At 59.0% G+C, this 26,506-nt stretch carries 28 protein-coding genes; 22 read left to right on the top strand and 6 right to left on the bottom strand.

The window, feature by feature from the left end:
• Window positions 1–16 precede the first annotated feature (16 nt).
• Both FZF21_RS01855 and crfC read right to left on the bottom strand, forming a co-directional pair.
• Complete coding sequence (locus FZF21_RS01855) at window positions 17–895, bottom strand: diguanylate cyclase regulator RdcB family protein (protein WP_023295782.1); 879 nt, start codon at window positions 893–895, stop codon at window positions 17–19.
• A complete protein-coding gene (gene crfC, locus FZF21_RS01850) occupies window positions 892–3,246 on the bottom strand; it encodes a clamp-binding protein CrfC (protein WP_045348054.1) in 2,355 nt (784 codons plus the stop codon). The genes FZF21_RS01855 and crfC overlap by 4 nt, the downstream gene beginning before the upstream one ends.
• Window positions 3,247–3,837: 591 nt before the next feature.
• On the opposite strand from crfC, the gene FZF21_RS01845 reads away from it, so the two are divergent.
• The 16 genes from FZF21_RS01845 (at window position 3,838) to phnP (ending at window position 15,827) form a co-directional block, all read left to right on the top strand.
• Window positions 3,838–4,173, top strand: a complete 336-nt coding sequence (locus FZF21_RS01845) for a zinc ribbon domain-containing protein YjdM (protein WP_003860206.1) — start codon at window positions 3,838–3,840, stop codon at window positions 4,171–4,173.
• 80 nt (window positions 4,174–4,253) lie between these two features.
• On the top strand, window positions 4,254–4,691 hold the full coding sequence (gene yjdN / locus FZF21_RS01840) for a VOC family metalloprotein YjdN (protein ID WP_032104775.1): 438 nt from the start codon (window positions 4,254–4,256) through the stop codon (window positions 4,689–4,691).
• 136 nt (window positions 4,692–4,827) lie between these two features.
• Window positions 4,828–5,616, top strand: a complete 789-nt coding sequence (gene phnC / locus FZF21_RS01835; protein ID WP_032104776.1) for a phosphonate ABC transporter ATP-binding protein — start codon at window positions 4,828–4,830, stop codon at window positions 5,614–5,616.
• Window positions 5,617–5,639: 23 nt separating this feature from the next.
• On the top strand, window positions 5,640–6,656 hold the full coding sequence (gene phnD, locus FZF21_RS01830; RefSeq protein WP_047736613.1) for a phosphonate ABC transporter substrate-binding protein: 1,017 nt from the start codon (window positions 5,640–5,642) through the stop codon (window positions 6,654–6,656).
• A 93-nt stretch (window positions 6,657–6,749) separates the two neighbouring features.
• Window positions 6,750–7,529: a phosphonate ABC transporter, permease protein PhnE gene (gene phnE, locus FZF21_RS01825; RefSeq protein WP_032646912.1), complete on the top strand. Its 780-nt coding sequence runs from the start codon at window positions 6,750–6,752 to the stop codon at window positions 7,527–7,529.
• Between the two features lie 20 nt (window positions 7,530–7,549).
• Window positions 7,550–8,275 (top strand): phosphonate metabolism transcriptional regulator PhnF, encoded by a 726-nt coding sequence (gene phnF / locus FZF21_RS01820; protein WP_006810434.1) that lies wholly within the window; start codon window positions 7,550–7,552, stop codon window positions 8,273–8,275.
• Window positions 8,276–8,728 (top strand): phosphonate C-P lyase system protein PhnG, encoded by a 453-nt coding sequence (gene phnG, locus FZF21_RS01815; RefSeq protein WP_015570223.1) that lies wholly within the window; start codon window positions 8,276–8,278, stop codon window positions 8,726–8,728.
• Window positions 8,725–9,309 carry a phosphonate C-P lyase system protein PhnH gene (gene phnH / locus FZF21_RS01810; RefSeq protein WP_045339387.1) on the top strand — a complete coding sequence of 195 codons (585 nt, stop codon included), beginning with the start codon at window positions 8,725–8,727 and terminating at the stop codon, window positions 9,307–9,309. The genes phnG and phnH overlap by 4 nt, the downstream gene beginning before the upstream one ends.
• Window positions 9,309–10,373 carry a carbon-phosphorus lyase complex subunit PhnI gene (locus FZF21_RS01805; protein ID WP_032646905.1) on the top strand — a complete coding sequence of 355 codons (1,065 nt, stop codon included), beginning with the start codon at window positions 9,309–9,311 and terminating at the stop codon, window positions 10,371–10,373. The genes phnH and FZF21_RS01805 overlap by 1 nt, the downstream gene beginning before the upstream one ends.
• Window positions 10,366–11,211 carry an alpha-D-ribose 1-methylphosphonate 5-phosphate C-P-lyase PhnJ gene (gene phnJ / locus FZF21_RS01800; RefSeq protein ID WP_045339389.1) on the top strand — a complete coding sequence of 282 codons (846 nt, stop codon included), beginning with the start codon at window positions 10,366–10,368 and terminating at the stop codon, window positions 11,209–11,211. Before FZF21_RS01805 ends, phnJ begins: the two co-directional genes overlap by 8 nt.
• Window positions 11,208–11,963, top strand: coding sequence for a phosphonate C-P lyase system protein PhnK (gene phnK, locus FZF21_RS01795; protein ID WP_045339391.1), 756 nt, complete (start codon window positions 11,208–11,210; stop codon window positions 11,961–11,963). The genes phnJ and phnK overlap by 4 nt, the downstream gene beginning before the upstream one ends.
• A 307-nt stretch (window positions 11,964–12,270) precedes the next feature.
• Window positions 12,271–12,951 (top strand): phosphonate C-P lyase system protein PhnL, encoded by a 681-nt coding sequence (phnL, locus tag FZF21_RS01790; protein WP_017382651.1) that lies wholly within the window; start codon window positions 12,271–12,273, stop codon window positions 12,949–12,951.
• The gene (gene phnM / locus FZF21_RS01785) at window positions 12,948–14,084 is read left to right on the top strand and encodes an alpha-D-ribose 1-methylphosphonate 5-triphosphate diphosphatase (RefSeq protein ID WP_149121111.1); all 1,137 of its coding nucleotides are present in this window, start codon (window positions 12,948–12,950) and stop codon (window positions 14,082–14,084) included. Before phnL ends, phnM begins: the two co-directional genes overlap by 4 nt.
• A complete protein-coding gene (gene phnN, locus FZF21_RS01780) occupies window positions 14,081–14,632 on the top strand; it encodes a ribose 1,5-bisphosphokinase (protein ID WP_032104477.1) in 552 nt (183 codons plus the stop codon). The genes phnM and phnN overlap by 4 nt, the downstream gene beginning before the upstream one ends.
• The gene (phnO, locus tag FZF21_RS01775) at window positions 14,625–15,059 is read left to right on the top strand and encodes an aminoalkylphosphonate N-acetyltransferase (RefSeq protein WP_015570217.1); all 435 of its coding nucleotides are present in this window, start codon (window positions 14,625–14,627) and stop codon (window positions 15,057–15,059) included. Before phnN ends, phnO begins: the two co-directional genes overlap by 8 nt.
• Before the next feature lie 9 nt (window positions 15,060–15,068).
• Window positions 15,069–15,827 carry a phosphonate metabolism protein PhnP gene (phnP, locus tag FZF21_RS01770; protein ID WP_032620756.1) on the top strand — a complete coding sequence of 253 codons (759 nt, stop codon included), beginning with the start codon at window positions 15,069–15,071 and terminating at the stop codon, window positions 15,825–15,827.
• Window positions 15,828–15,881: 54 nt separating this feature from the next.
• Here phnP and yjdP read toward each other — a convergent pair whose 3' ends face one another.
• The 3 genes from yjdP to FZF21_RS01755 all read right to left on the bottom strand — a co-directional run bounded on the left by yjdP (window position 15,882) and on the right by FZF21_RS01755 (window position 19,305).
• A complete protein-coding gene (gene yjdP, locus FZF21_RS01765) occupies window positions 15,882–16,205 on the bottom strand; it encodes a DDRRRQL repeat protein YjdP (RefSeq protein WP_032668803.1) in 324 nt (107 codons plus the stop codon).
• Between the two features lie 75 nt (window positions 16,206–16,280).
• Window positions 16,281–16,907 carry a GNAT family N-acetyltransferase gene (locus tag FZF21_RS01760; protein ID WP_008500049.1) on the bottom strand — a complete coding sequence of 209 codons (627 nt, stop codon included), beginning with the start codon at window positions 16,905–16,907 and terminating at the stop codon, window positions 16,281–16,283.
• A gap of 121 nt (window positions 16,908–17,028) precedes the next feature.
• Window positions 17,029–19,305, bottom strand: coding sequence for a hybrid sensor histidine kinase/response regulator (locus tag FZF21_RS01755; RefSeq protein ID WP_032668804.1), 2,277 nt, complete (start codon window positions 19,303–19,305; stop codon window positions 17,029–17,031).
• A gap of 181 nt (window positions 19,306–19,486) precedes the next feature.
• On the opposite strand from FZF21_RS01755, the gene FZF21_RS01750 reads away from it, so the two are divergent.
• From FZF21_RS01750 to FZF21_RS01725, 6 genes are all read left to right on the top strand, one after another.
• The gene (locus tag FZF21_RS01750; RefSeq protein WP_017382641.1) at window positions 19,487–21,001 is read left to right on the top strand and encodes a sugar ABC transporter ATP-binding protein; all 1,515 of its coding nucleotides are present in this window, start codon (window positions 19,487–19,489) and stop codon (window positions 20,999–21,001) included.
• A 2-nt stretch (window positions 21,002–21,003) separates the two neighbouring features.
• Entirely contained in the window at window positions 21,004–21,999 is a 996-nt protein-coding gene (locus FZF21_RS01745) for a ribose ABC transporter permease (protein ID WP_003860239.1), read from the top strand.
• A gap of 28 nt (window positions 22,000–22,027) precedes the next feature.
• Window positions 22,028–22,969, top strand: coding sequence for an ABC transporter substrate-binding protein (locus FZF21_RS01740; RefSeq protein WP_003860240.1), 942 nt, complete (start codon window positions 22,028–22,030; stop codon window positions 22,967–22,969).
• Between the two features lie 90 nt (window positions 22,970–23,059).
• The gene (locus FZF21_RS01735) at window positions 23,060–23,746 is read left to right on the top strand and encodes a D-lyxose/D-mannose family sugar isomerase (RefSeq protein WP_017382640.1); all 687 of its coding nucleotides are present in this window, start codon (window positions 23,060–23,062) and stop codon (window positions 23,744–23,746) included.
• Window positions 23,747–23,756: 10 nt separating this feature from the next.
• Entirely contained in the window at window positions 23,757–24,617 is an 861-nt protein-coding gene (locus FZF21_RS01730) for a ketose 1,6-bisphosphate aldolase (protein ID WP_017382639.1), read from the top strand.
• The gene (locus tag FZF21_RS01725; protein ID WP_032668809.1) at window positions 24,617–25,636 is read left to right on the top strand and encodes a carbohydrate kinase family protein; all 1,020 of its coding nucleotides are present in this window, start codon (window positions 24,617–24,619) and stop codon (window positions 25,634–25,636) included. The genes FZF21_RS01730 and FZF21_RS01725 overlap by 1 nt, the downstream gene beginning before the upstream one ends.
• On the opposite strand, the gene FZF21_RS01720 is transcribed toward FZF21_RS01725, so the two are convergent.
• A complete protein-coding gene (locus FZF21_RS01720) occupies window positions 25,618–26,349 on the bottom strand; it encodes a response regulator transcription factor (RefSeq protein WP_032104458.1) in 732 nt (243 codons plus the stop codon). The two genes, FZF21_RS01725 and FZF21_RS01720, sit on opposite strands and share 19 nt — an antisense overlap.
• Window positions 26,350–26,506 lie beyond the last annotated feature (157 nt).

Here is a 26,506-nt window from a genome sequence, read left to right as displayed (position 1 = left end):
TAAAAAGAGGGGGCAATCACGTACCAAATATCTCTTCCACCATGCCATCCACCAGCCGTTTTGCCGAACAGAGTCTCGGCATTCCCAGCGCGACCGTTTGCCAGCTCTGCGTCACTGACCAGCTCACCGGATGTTTATCCGCCTGACACCAGTCCCCCAGCCAGCCCAGCATATCTTTATAATCAATCAGACCGGGAGAAGCGGGCGTCGTCAGCCACTGATGGTAAAAATGCCGGGTGGTGGGAGAAGCATTAATTCCCTGTGCCAGATAGTTTGCGGCCATGCTGCGCAGATTATCTTTCAGCATGGCCGCCACATCGCTATTCGCCAGACGACAGGCATCGCCAAACGCCCCCCAGCGCAACTCTTCCAGCACGATAAAGCAGCGGCCAGCCAGCGACCAGCCGTCATACTGCCCGGCTCGCCAGCGGGTAAAAATTTGCTCGCTGTGCTCACCCGCCTGAACCGTAAGGCCGCGCTGCGCGAGCGCTTTCTCTTTATAGGCGGCACGCTGGTTGAAATGTGCGGAGAGCTCTTCGTACTGTTGCAACAATCCGGGCGGTTGAGGGAGGCGTGGATTCACCTGCTGGCGCAGGGCTACCAGCCTGTCGGACATACGGGTCAGCGCAAGGTGTCCGGGGTCGAGCATACCGGCCAGTTTCTCCGCCAGACCCAGCCGCAGCGCTGCATTTTCGTTGAGCATTCCCGCCATTGCCCACGGCCGCAGCCGGGTCTGCGTAATGATCTCCTGCGTCAAACGCTCACGAAATTGCAGTTGCTGTGGCCCCAGGAGGGAGTGACGTGCAGCGTCCGCCCCCTGGACCAAATCGACCATAAATTTTGGATGAATACACTCCAGCGTCCGCCCGGGACCGTCCAGTAGCTGTGTTGTCATGGTTGCTCTGCCGCGAATAAGGTTTGAATATCATCGCGTAACAGTCGGGTATCTTCCTGAATCCACGCCGCAGTAGTCATACTTTGCTTCAACAACTGGCTAAGCGCCCGGGTTGAATGTTCATTCTGCTGCCGCACGGCAAGGCTATCACGCAAGCTTTCCTGTAACCCGGTCAGGCACAACGAAAACTCTGCAAAGAACGTTGCCATACCTGCCGTAACAGAGACATCGACCTGCGCAGCCAAAGCTTTACGTATTTGATCGCAAAACTGATCGATATGTTGCGTAAATTTGCCATGAAGCTGAACGATGTCGATGACATAGCGTGTGCGCGTCACGACATACTCTTCCCAGCCCCAGCCGGGATTATTGAGCCAGCGCGAGACGGTATTACGTACGCTGCCTGCCCCTGCTGGCTGACTGGCGGGAGGGGTGTCCTGCACAATGGCATCATTAAATAAGCCGCGCGTATTGAAATTAAGCTGGTTTGCCTGAAACGCCGGGAAGCTAATCCGCGCCCGAAATCCGGCATGACTGAGCTGTTCCTTGATTCGCGTCTCGATAGGGCGCATCGCCTCATTCAACGATCGGGCAAGCGTAGACTCCAGCTGATCGAAGCGTAACGCCAGCTCCCGGCCAATTCTGCTCTGCGCATTCAGCATAATCTGCTCGCATGACGATCGGATCTTGCTCAGGACAATCTGCGCCTGCCCTTCATCGTCAAGCACCAGCTGCTGGATCGCATCCGCGTCGTCTGCACGCAAACTGGATGGCTCGCGCCCTGCTAAATCAAGAATAGACGGGCGGCTAAAAATGTCGCCCAGCGCCTGGTGAAGTTCACCTTTCTGGCGAAGCAGGAATGCATCCGTTGTGTTGAGCGCCTCTTCAACTTCATGCTGGACCTCATCGCTCACCACGCTCTGCCGCTGACGCAGCATCGTCATATCCTCTTCCAGGCGCGCAATATTCAGCTCCAGCTCATCAAAAGCGACCGTCAGTCCCTGATGGCGAAAATCCAGGTATTCTCTGGCATTTTGCGCATAGTTCAGCAGCTTATGCGATGCCGACCGCAAAGCGAACAGCGAGGCGTTGGCGTAAGCCGCGTAAATCAGTTTGCGGATGGGCTGTTCGAACAGCGAATCCTCCCACAGCAGATCCGCCGCATGGCGAATATGGTCAATATCGTCCAGGTCGGCCGTTCGCCAGCGGCGGCCCAGCGCGGCCTCGGCAAAATCCTGTACCCAACGCTGATCCTGATGATCGGGAAGGCGCCCATGAACGTTCATCTCATAGCGGGCGCGGTTTGCCAGATAGGCCCACATAGAAGAGACCGGATAAATTTGCCCCGGAGAAATATTTCCTTTCATCAGCGTGCCGGAAATCATCGCCCGCACCTGCTCTTCATCGTCGCTGTTACGATCTTTCTGATCGAATTTGTTGACCAGGGCGTAAAGCGGTACGGATTTGCCGGCAGCCGAAATTGCCTGACGAACCTCCGCATCAGAAATAGATTTAAGCTGTGTATAGTCCATCACCGCCAGCACGGCGGAGGCGCGCGCCAGCTGCTCGCTGAGCATTTTTTGCAGGTGCGGCTGACCGGCCTCGTTCGGCCCCGGCGTGTCGAGCAGCGTCAGTTGCCCCAGGTGCGCATCCAGACCGGCGAGATGCACAAACTCCACCTCAATCACCGGAATATGTTCTATCGCGGCATACTCAGAGAACGGAAACTCCACGCCCAGCGCCTGAGACAGCCGCACCAGATCGTTCAGGCTTTTCAGACAATGAAAGATGGGCTCCGCGCCCAGGTGATGTTTTTCAAACGCCTCACCTCTTTCTATGCGCTCCAGCAGCGTATTCATGTCCTTGTCGATTTCCAGACGCCGCGCCAGCTTGCCGCGATCTTTATCGCACAGTTTTTTCTGCAACTGGGTAATCAGGGTATCGATGGGCGAAACGTGCAAAAAATGCAGCACCGGCTCCTTCTGGCCCGGCGTATGGCGGATCAGCGTGGGAAGTGCCGTCATCGGACGATTGCGGTTCGGCAGCACTTCCGTGCCCACAATCGCATTAATGGTGGTCGACTTTCCCGCTTTCATGGTACCCACAATCGCCAGCACCATTTCGAGACGGGTTATTTTGCGTAATTCGTTATTCAGCATCGCCTGCTGAGCGTCGACACCCCGTGCGCTAAAATGTAACGGCAAAACGTTGTTATTAACGCCGCTCATCGCAGCGGCTGTGCTATCCAGCTTTGCAATCGGCATAGATTTTAATGAATCAAGATTGTTCAGAGCGAGCTGTAACAATCGTTCAGCTTCCTGGCTTAATTCAAATATGGTCTGTGTGTGCATGATAAAAGCCTTCCCTTAACGCAAATTTATTACTTTTATTAAGCCACGATGTTTTAATTATACTTTTCAGGCTTATATGATCACGTATGGAAAACATGTTCATTTAATACAACTAACTGAAGATAATGAGAATTTAAAAACCACCCTCGTAATACGTGTAAAACATCCCCTGGCCAGAAAGCCAAAAGTGAATAGACAAAACGCATTTTCAGGAAACATCAGGATATATCATCGTTATTTACCCACCAAAAAAGAGAGGTATTCCCTGGCGCCAAAAGATGTATGGCGTCAGAAGAGGATAGATAAATAACGGCTTGTTCCTTCACCTTATCCGAAATGGCACAGCGTAGCAATTTGCTGTAATAAAATATTCGATACATTTAGCATGATTACGATCTCTGCCGTTCAGGGCTTAAGCTTCCCTTAATTCACTGACAGTTCGTGTCATCGCTTGCGCATTTATGCGCTATTTTTATAAAACAATATCACCGACAAAAGTGGGGATTTGCGTTATACTCGCTGCCTTTTTCGGCACACTGCCGTCATTTAGCTGGCGTTTTCCAGCGTGTTAACACTTTTGAGGATACCAACATGCAACTTCCACACTGCCCGAAATGCAATTCTGAATACACCTATGAAGACAATGGCATGTTCGTTTGCCCGGAATGCGCCCATGAATGGAACGATGCGGAGCCTGCGCAGGACAGCGATGCGCTGATCGTGAAAGACGCGAACGGCAACCTGCTGGCAGACGGCGACAGCGTTACCGTTGTGAAAGATCTGAAGGTAAAAGGCAGTTCCTCCATGCTGAAGATCGGCACTAAAGTCAAAAATATCCGTCTGGTTGAAGGCGATCATAATATCGACTGCAAAATTGACGGCTTCGGTCCGATGAAACTGAAATCTGAGTTCGTGAAAAAGAACTGATTGTCCCGCCCGGTGACGCTTCGCTTACCGGGCGTTCGGGAACTACACTTAACGGGCTTTTCTTACGTGAGGTAAAGATTATGCCGTTAAGTCCCTACATCTCTTTCGCCGGCAACTGTGCGGAGGCGACCGCCTTCTATCAGCAGGCCGTCGGCGCAGAGCTCCTCTACAAAATCACCTTCGGCGAAATGCCCAAAGACGAAAACAGTGAAGAAGGCTGTCCGTCAGGCATGAACTTCCCGGATACCGCCATCGCCCACTCTAACGTCCGCATTGCCGGCAGCGATATCATGATGAGCGATGGTCTGCCACCCGGCAGCAGCGCGCAGTACGCCGGATTTACGCTGGTGCTCGACACGCAGGACGTGGATGAAGGCAAACGCTGGTTCGACAACCTCTCTGATGGCGGCAATGTCGAAATGGCCTGGCAGGAGACTTTCTGGGCGCACGGATTCGGGAAAGTCACCGACAAATACGGCGTGCCGTGGATGATTAACGTCGTTAAGCAGCAGCACTAATTTTCGGGCGGTGGGCAGTCTGCCTCCGCCTGTCATCAAACTCCCCTCAACTCTTCAAATTCCCGCAACCGAGACTTAACCCAAATGTCATATTGATGCGCCAGCATGAGGCCACATTTATCGTGAGGCCCGGCACATGCAAACTGTCATTCGCGTCGAGAAACTGAGCAAAACCTTCCATCACAACAAGGCGCTGCATGCCGTTGATCTGACCGTCCAGCAGGGCGAAATGGTGGCGCTGTTGGGACCGTCTGGTTCAGGTAAATCCACCCTTCTTCGTCACTTGAGCGGCCTGATTACCTGTGACAAAACGCCGGAAAGCCGCGTCGAACTGCTGGGGAACACCGTGCAACATGCGGGGCGTCTGGCGAGCGATATTCGCAAAAGCCGCGCTCAGACGGGCTATATCTTTCAGCAGTTCAACCTGGTGAACCGCCTGACCGTGCTCGAGAACGTGCTGATTGGCGCGCTCGGCAGCACCCCGTTCTGGCGCACCTGCCTGCGCTGGTTCTCCCCATCCCAGAAGCAAGAAGCCTTACAGGCGCTGACCCGCGTCGGCATGGCGCATTTCGCCCACCAGCGCGTCTCCACGCTCTCCGGCGGACAGCAGCAGCGCGTCGCCATCGCCCGCGCCCTGATGCAGAAAGCCAAAATCATTCTGGCCGATGAACCTATCGCCTCGCTGGACCCGGAATCGGCCCGCATCGTGATGGAAACCCTGCGCGACATCAATCAGAACGACGGTATCACCGTGGTGGTGACGCTGCACCAGGTGGATTACGCCCTGCGCTACTGCGAGCGCATCGTCGCCCTGCGTCAGGGCAATGTGTTCTTCGATGGCGCAAGCCACCAGTTTGATAACGAACGTTTCGATCATCTCTACCGCAGCGTAAACCGCGTCGAAGAGCGCGCGCAGGCTGCTTAACGTCCCCATAACGAGGAATGGACATGAACTACAAAGCCGTTGCCGCGCTGGCCTTCACCAGCATGTTCAGCATCAGCACCCTGCTAAGCCCTGCTTACGCTGAGGAACAGGAAAAAGCGCTGAACTTTGGCATCATTTCAACGGAATCACAGCAAAACCTGAAGCCGCAGTGGGAACCGTTCCTGAAAGATATGGAAACCAAACTGGGGATCAAAGTAAACGCCTTCTTCGCCCCGGACTACGCGGGCATCATTCAGGGAATGCGCTTCAACAAAGTCGACATCGCCTGGTATGGCAACCTCTCTGCTATGGAAGCGGTAGATCGCGCGAACGGCCAGGTCTTCGCCCAGACCGTTGCGGCAGACGGCTCCCCGGGCTACTGGAGCGTGCTGATCGTTAACAAAGACAGCCCGATCAACAATCTCAACGACATGCTCGCCAAACGCAAAGAGCTGACCTTTGGTAACGGCGACCCGAACTCCACTTCCGGTTTCCTCGTCCCTGGCTACTACGTCTTCGCGAAAAACAACGTCTCCGCCAGCGACTTTAAGCGCACGGTCAACGCCAGCCACGAAACCAACGCCCTGGCCGTGGCGAATAAGCAGGTTGACGTCGCCACCAACAACACTGAAAACCTCGACAAGCTGAAGACCTCCGCACCGGACAAGCTGAAGGAAATCAAGGTTATCTGGAAATCGCCGCTGATCCCGGCCGACCCAATCGTGTGGCGCAAAAACCTCTCCGAGAGCACCAAGGACAAGGTCTACGACTTCTTTATGAACTACGGCAAAACGCCGGAAGAGAAAGCGGTTCTGGCGCGTCTGGGCTGGGCGCCGTTCCGCGCGTCCAGCGATTTGCAGCTGGTGCCGATTCGCCAGCTGGCGCTGTTCAAGCAGATGCAGGGCGTGAAGGATAACAAGGGTCTGAAGGAAGAAGAGAAGACCAGCAAAGTGTCGGAAATTCAGGCGCAGCTGGACGATCTCGACCGCCTGACCGCCGCGCTCGGTGCCATGACCAGCGTGAATAAAGCGGTGCAGTAACTTACGTCCCCTCTCCCACAGGGAGAGGGGGAACAGATCGTAGGCCGGATAAGCGTAGCGCCATCCGGCACACAAAGACCCGCGGAGTAAAACATGCAAACCATCACCCTCCCGCCGCCAAAGCGCAGCTGGTTCTCGCTCATAAGCTGGGCCATTCTGCTGGCGGTGCTCGTTATCTCCTGGAAGGGCGCGGAGATGGATCCGCTGCTGCTCTTCAAAGATTCCGGCAACATGGCGACCTTCGCCGCCGACTTCTTCCCGCCGGACTTCAGCCAGTGGCAGGACTACCTCGGTGAAATGGCGATCACCCTGCAAATTGCCGTCTGGGGCACCGCCCTCGCCGTGATCCTCTCCATTCCGTTTGGCCTGATGAGCGCCGAAAACATCGTGCCGTGGTGGGTTTACCAGCCGATGCGTCGCCTGATGGACGCCTGTCGCGCCATCAACGAAATGGTCTTTGCGATGCTGTTCGTGGTCGCCGTCGGCCTGGGTCCGTTCGCGGGCGTGATGGCGCTGTTCATCCACACCACCGGCGTGCTCTCCAAGCTGCTCTCCGAAGCGGTTGAAGCCATCGAGCCCGGCCCGGTGGAAGGCATCCGCGCAACCGGAGCGAACAAAATCGAAGAGATCCTGTACGGCGTCCTGCCGCAGGTGATGCCGCTGCTCATCTCCTACTCCCTGTACCGCTTCGAGTCCAACGTTCGCTCCGCCACCGTGGTCGGCATGGTGGGCGCAGGCGGCATTGGCGTCACCCTGTGGGAAGCCATTCGTGGTTTCCAGTTCCAGCAAACCTGCGCCCTGATGGTGCTCATCATCGTCACCGTCAGCCTGCTGGATTTCCTCTCTCAACGTTTGCGTAAGCACTTCATCTGAGAAGCGAGGCTTTGATTTGTATGCACTTATCCAGACATCCGACCAGTTACCCCACCCGCTGGCAAGAGATTGCGGCAAAGCTCGAAGTGGAGCTGCGCACGCACTACCGCTGCGGAGACTACCTGCCCGCCGAGCAGCAGCTTGCCGACCGCTACGAAGTGAATCGCCACACCCTGCGTCGCGCCATCGATCAACTGGTGGAGCGCGGCTGGGTCCAGCGCCGTCAGGGCGTCGGCGTGCTGGTGCTGATGCGTCCGTTCGACTACCCGCTCAATGCCCAGGCGCGTTTTAGCCAGAACCTGCTCGATCAGGGCAGCCACCCCACCAGCGAAAAGCTGCTGTCAGTCCTGCGCCCGGCCTCCCGCCACGTGGCGGACGCGCTGGGGATTCAGGAGGGCGACAACGTCGTTCACCTGCGCACGTTGCGCCGGGTGAACGGCGTGGCGGTCTGTCAGATCGACCACTACTTCGCGGACCTCACCCTCTGGCCCGTGCTGCAACATTTCGCCAGCGGTTCCCTGCATGATTTTCTTCAGGACGCGACGGGTATCGCGCTCAAACGCACCCAGACGCGCATCAGCGCCCGCCGCGCGCAGGCGAAAGAGAGCAAGGTGCTGGAGATCCCCAACATGGCCCCGCTGCTCTGCGTGCGCACCCTCAACCACCGTGACGGCGACGTCAACGCAACGGAATACTCCGTCAGCCTGACCCGCGCCGACATGATTGAATTTACCATGGAGCACTGAATGCACTTCGACACCTCCACTCGTCAGCGCTGGATGCGCGTGCTGGCCCACAGCCAGCCTAATGCGCTGGCTGCCCGCATGAGCACGCTCGGCCTGACGCCGGACTACGACACGATCCGCGCGCCGGAGATCGGCCTGGTGCAGATCCAGGCACGCATGGGCGGCACCGGCGAGCGCTTCTTCGCCGGCGATGCCACCCTCACCCGCGCGGTGATCCGCCTGAAAAGCGGCACGCTGGGCTACGGCTACGTACTTGGGCGCGACAAAACGCACGCCGAGCGCTGCGCAGCGATCGACGCGCTTTTACAGGAACAGCCGCATTTTCAGACGTTAATGGAAACCCTTATTGCCCCGCTGGAAGCCGACCGCGCCGCACGCCTTGCCGCGCGTCAGGCCGAAGTGAATACCAGCCGGGTCGACTTCTTTACGCTCGTTCGCGGAGACAACGCATGACGCTTCAACCTGCTTTTACCCTGGCCGTCCAGGATGCCCAACAGAGTTTCCGTCGCCTGCTGAAAGCCATGAGCGAGCCGGGCGTCATTGTCTCGCTGCACCAGCTCTCCCAGGGCTGGCTGCCGCTGAACCTCGCCTCGACCAGCGTGCTGCTGACGCTGGCGGACAACGACACCCCGGTATGGCTGTCAGGCGCATTGCTGAACGATATCGCCAGCCAGAACCTGCGCTTTCACACCAACGCGCCGCTGGTCGAGCAGCCCCAGCAGGCGGTCTTCGCCGTGATCGACGAGCAAATCAGCCACGAAGAGCTTAACGCCCTGAGCGAAGGCAGCGCCGTCGCACCGGAAACCAGCGCCACGCTGATTTTGCAGGTCTCCAGCCTGAGCGGTGGCCGCATGCTGCGCCTGACGGGTGCAGGGATTGCCGACGAGCGGATGGTCGCCCCCCAGCTGCCGGAGTGCATCATTCATGAGCTGACCGAGCGCCCGCATCCGTTCCCGCTCGGTATCGACCTGATCCTGACCTGCGGCGAGCGCCTGCTGGCGATCCCGAGAACCACTCACGTGGAGGTGTGCTGATGTACGTTGCCGTCAAAGGGGGCGAGAAGGCGATCGCCGCCGCCCATGCCTTGCAGGCGCACAGACGCCGGGGGGATGACGCCCTTCCCGAGCTGAGCGTCGCCCAGATTGAACAGCAGTTAAACCTGGCCGTCGACCGCGTGATGACCGAAGGCGGCATCGCGGACCGCGAACTGGCGGCGCTGGCGCTGAAACAGGCCAGCGGCGATAACGTGGAAGCCATCTTCCTGCTGCGCGCTTACCGCACTACGCTTGCGAAGCTGGCGGTTAGCGAGCCGGTGAATACGGCGGAAATGCGATTAGAGCGCCGTATTTCTGCGGTGTACAAAGATATTCCTGGCGGCCAGCTGCTTGGTCCGACCTACGACTACACCCATCGCCTGCTGGACTTCACTCTGCTGGCGAACGGTGAAACACCGCAGCTCAGCGTCTCTGACGCTGAACAAGACGCCTCCCCGCACGTCTTTAGCCTGCTGGCAAACCAGGGGCTGGCGAAGGCGGAAGAGGACACCGGCAGCACACCGGATGACATCACCCGCACGCCGCCGGTCTATCCCTGTTCGCGCTCGTCCCGCCTGCAACAGCTGATGCGCGGTGACGAAGGGTATCTGCTGGCGCTGGCCTACTCCACGCAGCGCGGCTACGGGCGCAACCACCCGTTCGCGGCAGAGATCCGCAGCGGTTATATCGACATTGAAATCGTGCCGGAAGAGCTGGGTTTTGCGGTGAACATCGGCGAACTGCTGATGACCGAGTGCGAAATGGTCAACGGTTTTGTCGCGCCAGAGAATGAAGATCCGCACTTTACCCGCGGCTACGGGCTGGTGTATGGCCTGAGCGAGCGCAAGGCGATGGCGATGGCGCTGGTTGACCGTGCGCTCCAGGCGCCGGACTACGGCGAGCATATTGCAGGCCCGGCACAGGACGAAGAGTTCGTGCTGGCCCACGCGGATAACGTTGAGGCCGCCGGCTTTGTCTCGCACCTCAAGCTGCCGCACTACGTCGATTTCCAGGCCGAACTGGAACTGCTGAAACGCCTGCAACGGGAGCGCGCCAATGTCTAACTTAAGCGGCTACAACTTTGCCTATCTGGACGAACAAACTAAACGCATGATCCGCCGCGCCATCCTGAAGGCAGTGGCGATCCCCGGCTACCAGGTGCCATTCGGCGGCCGCGAAATGCCAATGCCCTACGGCTGGGGCACCGGCGGTATTCAGATCACCGCCAGCGTGATCGGCGAAGCGGACGTGCTTAAGGTCATCGACCAGGGGGCAGACGACACCACCAACGCCGTGTCGATCCGCAACTTCTTTAAGCGCGTAACGGGCGTTAATACTACCGAAAAAACCGAAGACGCGACGCTGATCCAGACCCGTCACCGCATTCCGGAAACCCCGCTGGCCGAAGATCAGATTTTGATTTTTCAGGTGCCGATTCCGGAGCCGCTGCGCTTTATCGAGCCGCGGGAAACCGAAACCCGCACCATGCACGCCCTGGAAGAGTACGGGATCATGCAGGTCAAACTGTATGAGGACATCGCCCGCTTCGGCCATATCGCCACCACCTACGCCTACCCGGTGAAGGTGAACGGCCGCTACGTGATGGACCCGTCGCCGATCCCGAAATTCGATAACCCGAAGATGGACATGATGCCCGCCCTGCAACTTTTTGGCGCCGGACGTGAAAAACGCATCTACGCCGTACCGCCGTACACCCGTGTGGAGAGCCTGGATTTTGACGATCACCCGTTTACGGTGCAGGAGTGGGACGAGCCGTGCGCCATCTGCGGTTCGAAGCATAGCTATCTGGATGAAGTGGTGCTGGACGACACGGGCAAACGGATGTTTGTCTGCTCCGACACCGATTACTGCCGCCAACAGAGCGAGGCGAACAGCCAATGAAACCGCTGCTTTCGGTTAATAACCTGACTCACCTTTATGCGCCGGGCAAAGGCTTTAGCGACGTGTCGTTTGAGCTGTGGCCGGGCGAAGTGCTGGGCATTGTCGGCGAGTCCGGCTCCGGTAAAACCACCCTGCTGAAGTCCATCTCCGCGCGCCTGACGCCGCAGAATGGCAACATTCTGTATGAGGGCGTGTCGCTGTATGGCATGAGCGAAGCAGATCGCCGCCGCCTGCTGCGCACCGAGTGGGGCGTGGTGCACCAGCACCCGATGGATGGCCTGCGCCGCCAGGTGTCGGCGGGGGGCAACATCGGCGAACGGCTGATGGCCACCGGCGCGCGCCACTACGGCAACATCCGCGCCACGGCGCAGCACTGGCTGGAAGAGGTTGAAATTCCCGCCTCGCGCATCGACGACCTGCCGACCACCTTCTCCGGCGGCATGCAGCAGCGTTTACAGATTGCCCGCAATCTCGTCACCCATCCGAAGCTGGTGTTTATGGATGAACCGACCGGCGGGCTGGACGTCTCCGTGCAGGCTCGCCTGCTCGACCTGCTGCGCGGCCTGGTGGTGGAGCTAAACCTGGCGGTGGTGATTGTCACCCATGATTTAGGCGTCGCGCGCCTGCTGGCGGACCGCTTGCTGGTGATGAAGCAGGGTCAGGTGGTGGAAAGTGGGTTAACCGACCGCGTGCTCGACGATCCCCATCATCCGTATACCCAGCTGCTGGTGTCGTCCGTATTGCAGAACTGAGGGCGCGGTTGCCGGGTGGCGCTGCGCTTACCCGGCCTACGAACACCGCACCTTGTAGGCCGGGTAAGGCGAAGCCGCCACCCGGCAAAACGAACACCGCACCCGTAGGCCGGGTAAGGCGAAGCCGCCACCCGGCAAAACGAACACCGCACCCGTAGGCCGGGTAAGGCGAAGCCGCCACCCGGCAAAACGAACACCGCACCCGTAGGCCGGGTAAGGCGAAGCCGCCACCCGGCAAAACGAACACCGCACCCGTAGGCCGGGTAAGGCGAAGCCGCCACCCGGCAAAACGAATCGCGAGGCCAACATGATCCACGTACAAAACGTAAGTAAAACCTTTGTGCTCCACCAGCAAAACGGCGTCCGCCTGCCGGTACTGCAAAATGCCTCGTTAGAGGTCAGCAACGGCGAATGCGTGGTGCTGCATGGCCATTCCGGCAGCGGAAAATCCACCCTGCTGCGCTCCCTGTATGCCAACTACCTGCCGGACGAAGGCCATATTCATATTCGCCATAACAATGAATGGGTCGATCTGGTTCAGGCTCCCGCGCGCAAAGTGCTGGAAGTGCGCCGCTCGACGATCGGCTGGGTCAGCCAGTTCCTGCGAGTGATCCCGCGGATCTCCGCCCTGGACGTGGTCATGCAACCCCTGCTGGATCTCGGCGTGCCGCGCGAAACCTGCGCCGCTAAAGCCGCCAGCCTGCTGACGCGCCTCAACGTACCGGAGCGTCTGTGGCACCTCGCCCCGTCGACCTTTTCCGGCGGCGAGCAGCAGCGCGTCAACATCGCCCGCGGCTTTATCGTCGATTACCCGATTTTACTCCTGGATGAACCCACCGCCTCGCTCGACAGTAAGAACAGCGCAGCGGTGATGGAACTGATCGAACAGGCCAAAGCGCGCGGCGCGGCGATCGTCGGGATCTTCCACGACGACGCCGTACGCCAACGCGTGGCGGACAGACTGCACCCGATGGGGACAAACGTATGATTATCAATAATGTCAGGCTGGTGCTGGAAAATGAGGTCGTGAACGGCTCGGTTGAGGTGCGGGACGGTGTCATCCGCGCCTTTGCCGAAACCCGGAGCCGCACTCCTGAAGCGATGGACGGCGAAGGCGGCTGGCTGCTGCCGGGGCTGATTGAGCTGCATACCGATAATCTCGATAAATTCTTCACCCCGCGCCCAAAGGTGGACTGGCCTGCTCATTCAGCGATGAGCAGCCACGACGCGCTGATGGTCGCCAGCGGCATCACCACGGTGCTGGACGCGGTGGCGATTGGCGACGTGCGCGACGGCGGCGATCGCCTGGAGAACCTGGAGAAGATGATCAACGCCGTGGAGGAGACGCAAAAGCGCGGCCTCAACCGCGCCGAGCACCGCCTGCACCTGCGTTGCGAGTTGCCGCACCACACCACCCTGCCGCTGTTTGAGAAGCTGGTGGGCCGCGAGCCGGTCTCGCTGGTTTCCCTGATGGATCACTCGCCGGGGCAGCGCCAGTTCGCCAACATTGAAAAGTATCGCGAATACTATCAGGGCAAATACGCGCTCAACGACGCGGAGATGGCGCGCTACGAAGAAGAGCAGCTCCAGCTTGCGGCCCAGTGGTCGCAGCCGAATCGCCTCTCCATTGCCGCCATGTGCCGGGACCGTAATATTGCCCTGGCCAGCCATGACGACGCCACGCACGATCACGTGCGCGAATCCCACCAGCTTGGCAGCGTGATAGCTGAATTTCCCACCACGTTTGAAGCGGCAGAGGCATCGCGTAAGCACGGCATGAACGTCCTGATGGGCGCGCCAAATATCGTGCGCGGCGGATCGCACTCCGGCAACGTGGCGGCAAGCAGGCTCGCCTCGCTCGGCCTGCTGGATATCCTCTCCTCTGACTATTACCCCGCCAGCCTGCTGGACGCGGCCTTCCGCGTCGCGGACGACGAGAACAACAGCTTCACGCTGCCACAGGCGATTCGCCTGGTGACGAAAAACCCGGCCTGCGCGCTTAATCTTCACGATCGCGGTGAAATTGCCGAGGGGAAACGGGCCGATCTGGTGCTCGCCCACCGTAAGGGCGAGCACATTCATATCGACCACGTCTGGCGTCAGGGAAAAAGGGTGTTCTGATGGGAAGACTCATCTGGTTAATGGGCCCGTCCGGCTCCGGGAAGGACAGCCTGCTGTCGGCGTTACGGCAGCGGGAACATTCACAGCTGCTGGTCGCGCACCGCTATATCACGCGCGATGCCAACGCCGGAAGCGAGAACCATATCGCCCTGAGCGAGCAGGAGTTTTTTACCCGCGCCGGACAAAACCTGCTGGCGCTGAGCTGGCATGCCAACGGTTACTACTATGGCGTCGGTATTGAGATTGACCTCTGGCTGCATGCGGGGTTCGACGTACTGGTTAACGGCTCGCGGGCGCATCTCCCGCAGGCTCGCGCCCGGTACGAAGCGGCGCTGCTCCCGGTCTGTTTGCAGGTTTCCCCGGACGTTCTCCGTAGCCGGCTGCAAAAGCGGGGGCGCGAAAACGCGCGCGAGATCGACCAGCGGCTGGAACGGGCGGCGCGCTACACCCCGTCGGGTTGCCATCTCCTCAATAACGACGGAAGTTTGCTACAGTCAGTCGAGACCTTGCTATCGCTTATTCGCCAGAAGGAGAAACAGCATGCCTGACTGCCAGCTTCGCCCCGCCACCGCCGACGATGCGCCGATCGTTTACGCGCTGATCTGCGAACTTAAGCAGGCCGAGTTCGATCATCAGGCGTTTCACGCCGGGTATCTGGCCAACTTGCAGGATCACAATATGCGTTACCAGCTGGCCGAGCTGGACGGGCAGATCATCGGTATGATCGGCCTGCATATGCAGTTTCACCTGCATCACGCCCGCTGGATCGGCGAGATCCAGGAGCTGGTGGTGATGCCGCAGGCGCGCGGATTAAAAGTGGGCAGCCAGCTGCTGGCCTGGGCAGAGGACGTCGCGCGACAGGCAGGCGCCGAGCTGACCGAGCTTTCCACCAGCGTGAAGCGCGTGGACGCGCACCGTTTTTATGTTCGTGAAGGATATACGCAAAGCCATTTCCGCTTCACCAAACCGCTGTAGAGGTGCGTTATGAGTCTGACGATCACGCTGACAGGAACCGGAGGGGCTCAGCTGGTGCCGGTGTTTGGCTGCGACTGCGCGGCGTGCCGACGGGCGCGTTTACAGGAAAATTATCGCCGTCGCCCCTGTAGCGCGGCGGTGAAATTCAACGATTCGGTCACCTTGCTGGACGCGGGTATTCCACACCTGATGGACGACTGGCCCGCGGGGAGTTTCAGGCAGATTTTGCTTACCCATTATCATATGGATCACGTTCAGGGGCTTTTTCCTCTGCGCTGGGGCGTGGGAGCGACCATTCCGGTTTACGGTCCGCCGGACGACGCAGGCTGTGACGACCTGTTCAGGCATCCGGGCCTTCTCGATTTCAGCCACACGGTGGAGCCGTTTGTGATGTTTGAACTTCAGGGCTTGCGGGTCACGCCGCTGCCGCTCAACCATTCAAAACTCACGTTTGGCTATCTGCTGGAGTCCGCCCACAGCCGCGTGGCGTGGCTTTCTGATACCGCCGGGCTACCGGATAAAACGGTGACGTTTCTGCTAAACAATCAGCCGCAGGCGATGATTATCGACTGTAGCCATGAACCGCGCCCGGAGACGCCGCGCAACCATTGTGACTTGAATACGGTGATTGCGCTGAACGAGGTGATTGGCTGTCCGCAGGTGATCCTGACGCATATCAGCCATCAGTTTGACGTGTGGATGATGAATAACCCGCTGCCGTCCGGCATTGAAGCGGGGTATGACGGGATGGTGCTGGTGTTGGATTAAATTTTGCCGGGTGGCGGCTGCGCCTTACCCGGCCTACGCGTTGCAATACCAGGGTTACCACCGATCGTAATCATCCTCTAACCGGCGCTCATCCTCTTCTAACCGACGCCGATCGTCATCCAGCTGCCGCTGACGCTCGTCTAAACGCTGGCGTCGATCTTCTAACTGTCGACGACGATCGTCGTACTGGCGGCTGTCGGTTTGATGGCTGCGATCGTAACGATCGTCGTCATCATCATTACGGCTGCTGCCGGGGTTATAGGCGTCGTTGATCGCCTGCTGAATATTGCCAATGGCATCATCAATCACATCGGCATGCGCCAGTTGGCTGGTTAAAGTCAGCAGACCCAGTAACAGAGCGGTAGAGTAACGTTTCATAAGGCCAGACTCGCAGGTGAACTGGCCTTACGGTAATGAATGGCAGGGAACCGGGGTAGCGGAGGAATCTCAAATTCAGTTGTGTCCTGGGACTTCCATCAGTTGATTCGCACGCTGTTTATTTTCTGCGACCAGGACGATGCCGTAGCATTTTTGATCCGGCGAATGGCTCCAGATACGATCTTCGGGGATACACCCTCCGTCATAGATAACCTTGCTACCATCATACGGCCAAAATGCGCCCTGCTCGGTATCGAGAACAAATACAGCGATTTGGTCAGACTCGCGGGCAATTTTCTGCCAGAGCATCTTCCCACCCTCATATTGTTCAAAGTCGCTGACAAGTGTCACGCCACACTGTAATACCAGGGCTTCATACAGGCGAGTTGCCAGTCCCTTGTCACGCTCGGCGGGATCAACACAGATACCTTCTACCTGAATAACATTGGCATCTTCCCAACAGCGCTCGACGGCAATGATATCTTCACCCAAATGCGTTTTACGTTGTAAATCCAGGGCAGCAACAACCCGATGCCGGGGCACCCCATCGAAGGTTTCGATATCCGCTTCAATAATCGCAGCTCTTGGCGTCTGGCTATCAAAAATAACATGTAGCACTCGCCCGGAAAGCTCAAACTCATCAACGAGTTTAAACGACCTGGCAATTGTGCTCGGGCTGTATGTTGTAGGCATCACGATCATTTGTGAGTCCCCCTTTGTGAGTACCGGCATAATTCCTTTTATATCCCAATCTGCTAAATTTTGCGCAGATTAACATCACCGGCGTCAACGATGCTCTTGATGAAATCCTAAACAGGGGCATTTAAAAACATATTTTCCGCAGCGCCTGCGCCAGCTGTGCGCGGGTGAACGGTTTTCGCAGTAACTGAACGTCCGGCAGCTGCGGGTTATGCGCCGGGCGCAAATCCTGCCCGCTGATCAGCAGCACCGGCAACTGCGGATAGTGGCTGCGTACATGGCCGATCACCTCCGCACCGCTCAGGCCGCCCGGCAACATCAGGTCGGTGATAAACATGCCGATATCCGGCGACGCGTCCAGCATATTCAGCGCCTGCTCGCCGTTTTCGGCTTCAAGCGTCAGGTAGCCAAGCTGGTGCAGTTGCTCGCACAGGGTCTGCCGCACGCCCGCCTCATCTTCCAGGACCAGCACAAGCAGCTCACTTTCTGCCGGGGCCGTGGTCGCCAGCGCGGCATCATCGGAGAACGCGGGCAGCGTCGAGCGCGGCAGCTGGAGCCGCACGGTGGTTCCCTGCCCCGGCGCGCTTTCGATCTCAACGCGCCCCCCGGACTGACGCACAAAGCCGTACACCATCGACAGCCCTAACCCGCTGCCGCTGCCGGTCTGTTTGGTGGTGAAGAACGGTTCAAAGACCTGCGATTTCACCTCCTGCGACATCCCGCAGCCGTGGTCAATCACCTCCAGCGCGACCATATCCTGCCTGCGCCCGTCGCTGCGGGTCACACGCTGGTTCCAGGTGCGGATTTTGATCACACCATTTTGCCCCTCCATTGCATCACGGGCGTTCATTACCAGGTTGATAATGGCGTTTTCCAGCTGGCTGACGTCAATCCATGCGGGCCAGGCCGGGGTTTGCGCTTCAATATCCAGCGTCAGCGTGGCGGGAAGCGAGTGCCGCATCAGCTCGCTCAGGTTCTCCAGCAGCGGCTTCATCTCTACCGCATGGGGTTGCAGGGATTGCTTGCGCGAGAAGGCCAACAGACGCTGGGTGAGCATGGCCCCGCGTTCCGCGGCTTTGAGCGCACGAGTGATGCGCGGCGCGTCCGGTGACGCTGAATCGGTCAGCTCCAGACTGCCGATAATCACCGCCAGCAGGTTATTAAAATCATGCGCCAGCCCGCCCGTCAGTTGCCCGACCGCCTTCATTTTCTGGCTGTGCAGCAGCGCCTCCTCCAGCCCCTGACGTTCGATGCGGTCGACCTCCATCTGCGAGGTCTTCTCCTTCAGTAGCCGCGTGGTGTGCTCCAGCGAAGCGGTATTGCGGGCAAAAACGTTAAACGCGCGTGCCAGTTCCCCCAGCTCATCACGCCGCTGTAGCGCGGGCACCGACACATCCTGCTCGCCGTGAGCGAGGCGCGACATCGCCCTTGAGATAGCCGTCAGGTTGGAGCCCAGATTGCGGTAAATATACCAGCAGGCGCAGCCGGTGATGATCAGCGCCAGCACCGCGAAGACGCTGATAAACACGCTGATGGAGCGCAGCTCCTGGTGGCTTTGGGCGGTACGCAGCCGGGAGGCCTGCGCCACCTGTTCAACGTACTGATTAATGTCGCGGTTTAATATCGCCACCAGCGCCTTGATGTGGAACATATACCAGCTGATGGACAGATCGCTCTCCTCCAGCTGCTTTGACAGTGGCGCGAGCTTGCGCAGCTCATCATTAAAATCCGGGAGCACCAGGTTGACCACCGGTTGCAGGGCGCTCGCGGGTAACATCGCGGTTACTGCATCCAGCTGCTGCACCGTGGCGCGCGGTGAAGGGGTATCAATGGCGGCAACGATCAGCCTGTCCATCTCTGCAAGCTGCCGGGCGTCTGGCACATTGCTCGCGTAACGGCGGTTGATATCCTGCAAATGACGCAGATAGCTTTGGCTTTGATACAGCGCGCTGAGCAGCGCGTTACGCTCCAGATGCCGTTTTTGCCCGCGCTCCAGCATTCCCGTCACGCTCTGCTGTAACTCATTGCTCCTGCGGATAATACGCGCCACCAGCGCCGGCTCCTGCTGCGCCAGCGGCGCATCGGCAAGCTGCTCCAGCGAGTGGCGCAGCGCCATCTGCGTCTGTTTCAGCCGTTCAGCTTCGCCTTTGTACTCCAGCGCACCGACTACCTGCGACAGCCGCACCGCCGCCGTCGCCACATTCGCGGTATCACGCGCGAGGTTCATGCTGCCAGTCATATCATCCAGCGTTTGCTGCTGCACCTGCTCCTGGATCTGGCTGGCATGACGAAAGCCGAGCACCGCCACGCCGCTTACCATCAGCGTTACCGCCACCACCAGCAGGTTAAATATCAGCAGGCGACCGCGGGCGCTGGTGAAGAACGGGGGGCGTGAAGACATGGGTTTGGGCTCCTCTGCGGTTTGGTGCCCTCACCCTGGCCCTCTCCCACAGGGAGAGGGAAAAGGAAAATGTGATGGCGATTAGCTATTCATAACTATGACAAATATGAACAGCTTCTGACATTTTGCATTTACGCACCTGTGATGAAGTGCAGATATCGACATTCACAGGAGATCCGCCATGAGCAGAACCCCGGTTTTAGAGATGCGCAATATTGCCAAGACGTTTGGCAATTTCCACGCGCTCAAGGGTGTGGATTTGACGGTTTTCCCCGGTGAGATCCACGCGCTGATGGGGGAAAACGGCGCCGGAAAAAGCACGCTGATGAAGATCCTCGCAGGCGCCTATACCGCCAGCAGCGGCGACATCCTCATCGACGGTCAGCCGTTTCACATCAAAGGGCCGAAGGATGCGCTGGCCGCAGGCATTACCCTGATTTATCAGGAGATGCAGCTTGCTCCTAACCTGACCGTGGCGGAAAACATTTTTCTCGGCAGCGAGCTGTCGCGCGGCGGGCTGGTCCAGCGCAAAGAGATGGCTGCCCAGGCGCAGGCGGTCATTGACCGTCTGGGCGCGCAGTTCAGCGCCACCGACCTGGTCATGAAGCTGACCATCGCCGAGCAGCAGCAGGTGGAGATCGCCCGCGCGCTGCACCGCAACAGCCGTATTCTGGTGATGGATGAACCCACCGCCGCCCTCTCCTCGCGCGAAACCCACCGTCTGTTCGAACTGATTTTGCGCCTGCGCGATGAAGGGATGGCGATTATCTACATCAGCCACCGCATGGCGGAAGTGTATGAGCTTTCCGATCGCGTCAGCGTCCTGCGCGACGGGCAGTACGTCGGCAGCCTGACGCGCGACAAGCTGAATGCCTCTGAGTTGGTGCGCATGATGGTGGGCCGCCCGCTCAGCGATCTGTTTAACAAAGAGCGCGATATTCCGCTCGGCAGCCCGCGTCTGAACGTACACCACCTGACAGATGGCAAAAAAGTGCTGCCGTGCAGTTTGCAGGTTCGCTCCGGTGAAATCGTCGGGCTGGCGGGGCTGGTCGGGGCCGGTCGCTCCGAGCTGGCGCAGCTGATCTTCGGCGTGCGCAAAGCCACCGGCGGCATGATCGAGGTCGACGGCGAACCGGTGGTGATCCACTCCCCGCGCGCGGCCATTGAAAACGGCATCGGTTTTCTTACCGAGAACCGCAAGGAGCAGGGGCTGTTTCTGGAGCTGGCGGCGCAGGAGAACATCACCATGGCGACGCTGGAGCGCGACGCCACCTTCGGCTGGCTGAACCGCAAAAAAGCGCAGTCTATTTCCGATGACGCCATCGCCCTGCTCAATATCCGCGTGCCGCATTCTCAGGTGCGCGCGGGCGGGCTCTCCGGCGGCAACCAGCAAAAGCTGCTGATCTCCCGCTGGGTGGCGATAGGCCCGCGCATTCTGATTCTGGACGAGCCCACGCGTGGGGTGGACGTCGGCGCGAAAAGCGAGATCTACCGCATCATGAACCAGATGGCGCGCAAAGGCGTGGCGATTCTGATGATCTCCAGCGAGCTGCCGGAAGTGGTGGGCATGAGCGACCGGGTGTACGTGATGCGGGAAGGCAGCATCGCGGGTGAACTCCACGGACGCGACATCTCTCAGGAAAACATCATGACGCTGGCAACCGGCGTGAACGACACACATCATCAGGCGGTGTAATTATGACAACTCCAACCCATCCGCAGCAGGTGGCGAAATCCGCCTCCGCCAAAAAAATGCTGATGAGCGATCTGATGCAAACGATCGGCATTTTGCCAATTTTAATCCTGATTGTGGCGGTATTTGGCTTTATCGCCCCGAACTTTTTCACCGAGAGCAACCTGCTGAATATTACCCGGCAGGCGTCGATCAACATCGTGCTGGCGGCGGGGATGACCTTCATCATCCTGACCGGCGGGATTGACCTCTCTGTGGGCTCGATTCTGGGCACTACGGCGGTAGCGGCGATGGTGGTCTCGCTTATCCCTGAATTTGCGATGCTCTCCATTCCGGCGGCGCTGATGCTCGGTATGGTGCTGGGGCTGTTCAACGGCGCGCTGGTGGCCTTTGCCGGGCTGCCGCCGTTTATCGTCACCCTCGGCACCTATACGGCACTGCGCGGCGCGGCGTATCTGCTGGCGGACGGCACGACGGTCATTAACTCCAACATTAACTTCGAGTGGATCGGCAACAACTACCTCGGCCCGATTCCGTGGCTGGTGGTGATCGCCCTGGCGGTGATTGTGGTGTGCTGGTTTATTCTGCGTCGCACAACCCTCGGCGTTCACATCTATGCGGTCGGCGGCAATATGCAGGCGGCACGCTTAACCGGCATCAAGGTCTGGCTGGTGCTGCTGTTTGTCTACGGCATGAGCGGCCTGCTCTCGGGATTAGGCGGCGTGATGAGCGCCTCGCGCCTCTACAGCGCCAACGGCAACCTCGGCACGGGGTACGAGCTGGATGCGATTGCGGCGGTGATCCTCGGCGGAACCAGCTTCGTCGGCGGGATCGGCACGATCACCGGCACGCTGGTCGGTGCATTGATCATCGCCACCCTCAACAACGGCATGACGCTGATGGGCGTCTCCTACTTCTGGCAGCTGGTGATCAAAGGGGCGGTGATCATCATAGCGGTGCTGATCGACAAATACCGTACCCGACACCATCAAAGTGCATAACAACAATACCCTACGTGAGGAATACAGCATGAGATTGAAGCCCTTAGTGACCGCGCTCTGTGCTGGCGCGCTGCTGGCCGCAACCCCGTTTGCGCAGGCAAAAGATCTGAAGTCCATCGGCGTGACGGTGGGCGACCTGGCTAACCCGTTCTTCGTGCAGATCACCAAAGGTGCCGAGCTGGAAGCGCGCAAGCTGGCGGGAGATAACGTCAAGGTGACGCTGGTCTCCAGCGGGTACGATCTGGGCCAGCAGGTGTCGCAGATCGATAACTTCATTGCGGCGAAAGTGGACATGATCATCCTCAACGCCGCGGATTCCAAAGGGATCGGCCCGGCGGTAAAACGCGCCAAAGAGGCAGGGATCGTGGTCGTGGCGGTTGACGTGGCGGCGGAAGGGGCTGATGCGACCATCACCTCCGATAACACCCAGGCGGGGGAGATGGCCTGTAAGTACATAACCGACCGTCTGAAAGGTAAAGGCAACGTGGTGATCATCAACGGGCCGCCGGTTTCTGCGGTACAAAACCGCGTGGAGGGCTGCCAGACCGAGTTCAGGCGCCACCCGGATATCAAAGTGCTTTCGGATAATCAGAACGCCAAAGGCAGCCGCGAAGGCGGACTGGAGGTCATGACCTCCCTGCTGGCGGCCAATCCGAAGATCGACGGCGTATTCGCAATTAACGATCCGACGGCGATCGGTGCCGATCTGGCGGCGAAACAGGCTCAGCGCAACGAGTTCTTTATCGTTGGCGTGGATGGCAGCCCGGACGGTGAAGAAGCCCTGAAGCGCGAAAACTCCCTGTTTGTGGCGACGCCGGCGCAGGATCCGCAGGTGATGGCGGCGAAGGCGGTGGAGATCGGCTATGACATTCTTCAGGGCAAACCTGCGCCGAAAGAGCCTGTGCTGATCCCGGTGACGATGATCGATAAAAAGAACGTCGGCACGTATAAGGGGTGGACGGTTAAGTAACCCCGGTGCGGCCTGATGCCCTCACCCTAACCCTCTCCCTTGAGGGAGAGGGCCGGGGTGAGGGGGTGGCATAAAACGCAAGGAGTCCCCATGAAACGCTCCGACATCAATGAAATCCTCGGCCACACGCGGCAGTTCTTCTCCATGCACGACGTGCATCTCCCGCCGTTTGCCAGCTTTCCGCCAACAAAATGGCAGCAGCTTGACCAGGCCGCCTGGCAGGAGGTGTTCGACCTCAGGCTCGGCTGGGACGTGACGGCGTTTGGCGGCAACCACTTTGCCGCACAGGGGCTGACGCTGTTCACCCTGCGCAACGGCTCCCCCAACGGCGTGCCTTATGAGAAGTGCTATGCCGAAAAAATCATGCACGTGCGCGACGGCCAGGTGACGCCGATGCATTTCCACTGGCGCAAGCGGGAGGACATCATCAACCGCGGCGGCGGGAATCTGATTATTGAGTTATGGAATGCGGGCGCGCATGAGGAGACCGAAAACACCGACGTGATCGTCACGATAGACGGCTGTCGGCAGACGCACGCGCCCGGCAGCCAGCTGCGCCTCACGCCTGGGGAGAGCATCTGCCTGACGCCCGGCCTGTACCACAGTTTCTGGGGTGAACGCGGCTTTGGCGACGTGCTGGTGGGCGAAGTGTCGTCGGTCAATGACGATGAACACGACAACCACTTTTTACAGCCCATCGATCGCTACAACACCATCGAAGAAGACGAACCGGCGGTGCTGGTGCTGTGCAACGAGTACAACCTGTTTCGGATATAAGGAGTGAATGATGCCATTGATTTCTCTTGCCGACGGTCTGGCACACGCCAGAGAACACCGCTACGCCCTGGGCGCGTTCAACGTTCTCGACTCCCATTTTCTGCGCGCGCTGTTTGCCGCCGCGAAGCAGGAACGCTCGCCGTTTATCATCAACATCGCCGAAGTGCATTTTAAGTACGTGTCTCTGGAGTCGCTTGTTGAAGCGGTGAAGTTCGAAGCCGCCCGTCACGATATTCCCGTGGTGCTGAACCTCGACCACGGGCTGCATTTTGAGGCCGTCGTGCGCGCCCTGCGCTTAGGGTTCAGCTCGGTGATGTTCGACGGCTCAACGCTAAGCTACGAGGAAAACATTCGCCAGACGCGGGAAGTGGTGAAGATGTGCCACGCGGTGGGCGTGTCGGTGGAGGCGGAGCTGGGTGCGGTCGGTGGTGACGAAGGCGGCGCGCTTTACGGGCACGCGGACGAAGCGTTCTTTACCGACCCGCAGCTGGCGCGCGAATTTGTCGATTTAACCGGTATCGACGCGCTGGCGGTCGCCATTGGCAACGCGCACGGGAAATACAAGGGCGAGCCGAAGCTTGATTTCACGCGTCTGGACGCCATTCGCCAGCAGACGGGGCTGCCGCTGGTTTTACACGGCGGCTCGGGAATTAGCGATGCCGACTTCCGCCGCGCTATCGAGCTGGGCATTCATAAAATCAATTTTTATACCGGCATGTCGCAGGCCGCGCTCGCCGCCGTTGAGCAGCGCATGGCGAACCGCCAGCCGCTGTACGATGAGTTTGCCGAACTGCTGCTGGGCATTGAAGAGGCCATTACCGATACGGTCGCGGAGCAGATGCGCATCTTCGGCAGCGCGGGGCAGGCATAATGGAACGCAAAGGGATTATCGCCGCAGGCAACATGCTGGTGGATCACGTTCATCAGATCGTGCAGTGGCCGGAGCGCGGCTGGCTGGCGGAAATCACCCACAGTGAACGCTCAACCGGCGGTGCGCCGCTCAACGTTCTGCTGACGCTGGCGAAAATGCACGTCGGCCTGCCGTTACAGGCGGTGGGGCTGATTGGAGAAGACAGCGACGGAGACTATATTCTGGCGATGCTCGACCAGTATCACGTCAATCGCCAGCGCGTGCAGCGCACGACGTTCGCCCCAACGTCGATGTCGCAGGTGATGACCGACCCCAGCGGACAGCGCACCTTTTTCCACTCGCCGGGGGCCAACCGCCTGCTGGATCTTCCCGCCTTCGATCGTTTAGACGGATCGCTGAAGATCTTCCATCTCGGCTATCTGCTGCTGCTCGACAGCCTGGACATGCCGGACGAGGAGTTTGGCACCCGCAGCGCGCGGTTACTGGCACAGATGCACGATCAGGGGTATGAAACCTCGCTCGATCTGGTCTCCCGCAAGGGCGATCCACGCTATCAGCCGCTGGTGCTCCCTGCCCTGCGTCATCTTGATTATCTGGTGATTAACGAGCTGGAAGCCGGTGAGTTTAGCGGGCTTGAGATCCGCGACAGTCATGGTGCGCTGAACATGGTCCATATCGCCGACGCTGCCGCACAGTTGCTGGCGGCAGGCGTGCGGCAGCGGGTAGTGATCCACTGTCCGGAAGGGGCATGGGGTGAAGCGCCGGGTGAAAAAGGGCAATGGGTTCCTTCGTGGAAGCTGACGCAGGACGAGATTATCGGCAGCGTCGGTGCGGGCGACGCGTTTTGCGCAGGCTTTTTATACGGTTGCCATGAATCGCTGTCGCTTACCGAGAGTATTTATCTGGCGCACGCCTGCGCGCGGGCCAGCCTGCTGGCGGCCAATGCGATTGACGGCGCGAAAACGCTGGCCGAGCTTCAGGCGTTTATTCAGGAGAACGGTCAGGCGGCTTTCTCATGATGGGAAACGTCCGTGGCAAAAACATAGCCCAGACCGCGAATGGTTTTGATCAGCAAAGGCTGGTGCGGATTGACCTCAATTTTTCGCCGTAGCCGCATGATCAACACGTCGATAGTGCGGTCAAAGACCTCGGCGCTTTCGCTGTGGGTCAGCTCCAGCAGCTGTTCACGACTCAGTACCCGGCGGGCGTTTTGCGTTAATGCCAGCAGCAGGCCGTATTCGCCCTGGGTTAACGGCACGGTATTACGCTGCGGATCGCTCAGCTCGCAGCGGGTGGTGTCCAGCGTCCAGCCGTTAAAGGCAATACCTTCAACGCGCGGCGCGGCAGGCTCCGCGTCCAGCGCGCCGGTTCGACGCAGCACCGCCTTAACGCGGGCGACCACCACGCGCGGATTGAACGGTTTTCCGATGTAATCATCGGCGCCCATTTCGAGCCCGACGACCACATCTGATTCACTTCCCAGCCCCGTCAGCATCACCACCGGTAGCGATGGTCGCTGCTTTTGCAGTTGCAGCAAAACCTGTAATCCGTTGATATCCGGCAGCATCATGTCCAGCAGAACCAGCGCAATGCCAGGGTCCTGCTGGACACGGTTCACCGCGTCCTGACCGGTGTGACACGTCAGCACGGTAAAGACGTGCTCGCTGAGCACATCCTGTAGCAGTTCGCAGACTGCGACATCATCATCAACCACCAGAATCGCCGGTTTCATCGCATGCTTCCGTCAGGGAATTATGTTAAGTCTGAACCATTCTGCCGCTGGCTCCAGCCGAATTGTTTTTTACGTGACGGAATTCCAATCCATGTCACATCCCCTGCCCTTTCGACACGTCAATTTTGACGATTGGCTGTTTTTCGTCAGGGTTTTG

This window comes from Enterobacter sp. LU1, assembly GCF_008271405.2.
GTDB lineage: Bacteria > Pseudomonadota > Gammaproteobacteria > Enterobacterales > Enterobacteriaceae > Enterobacter > Enterobacter hormaechei_C.
The sequence above is the reverse complement of the archived record's forward strand: the minus strand, read 5'-3'. Positions and strand labels throughout refer to the sequence as shown.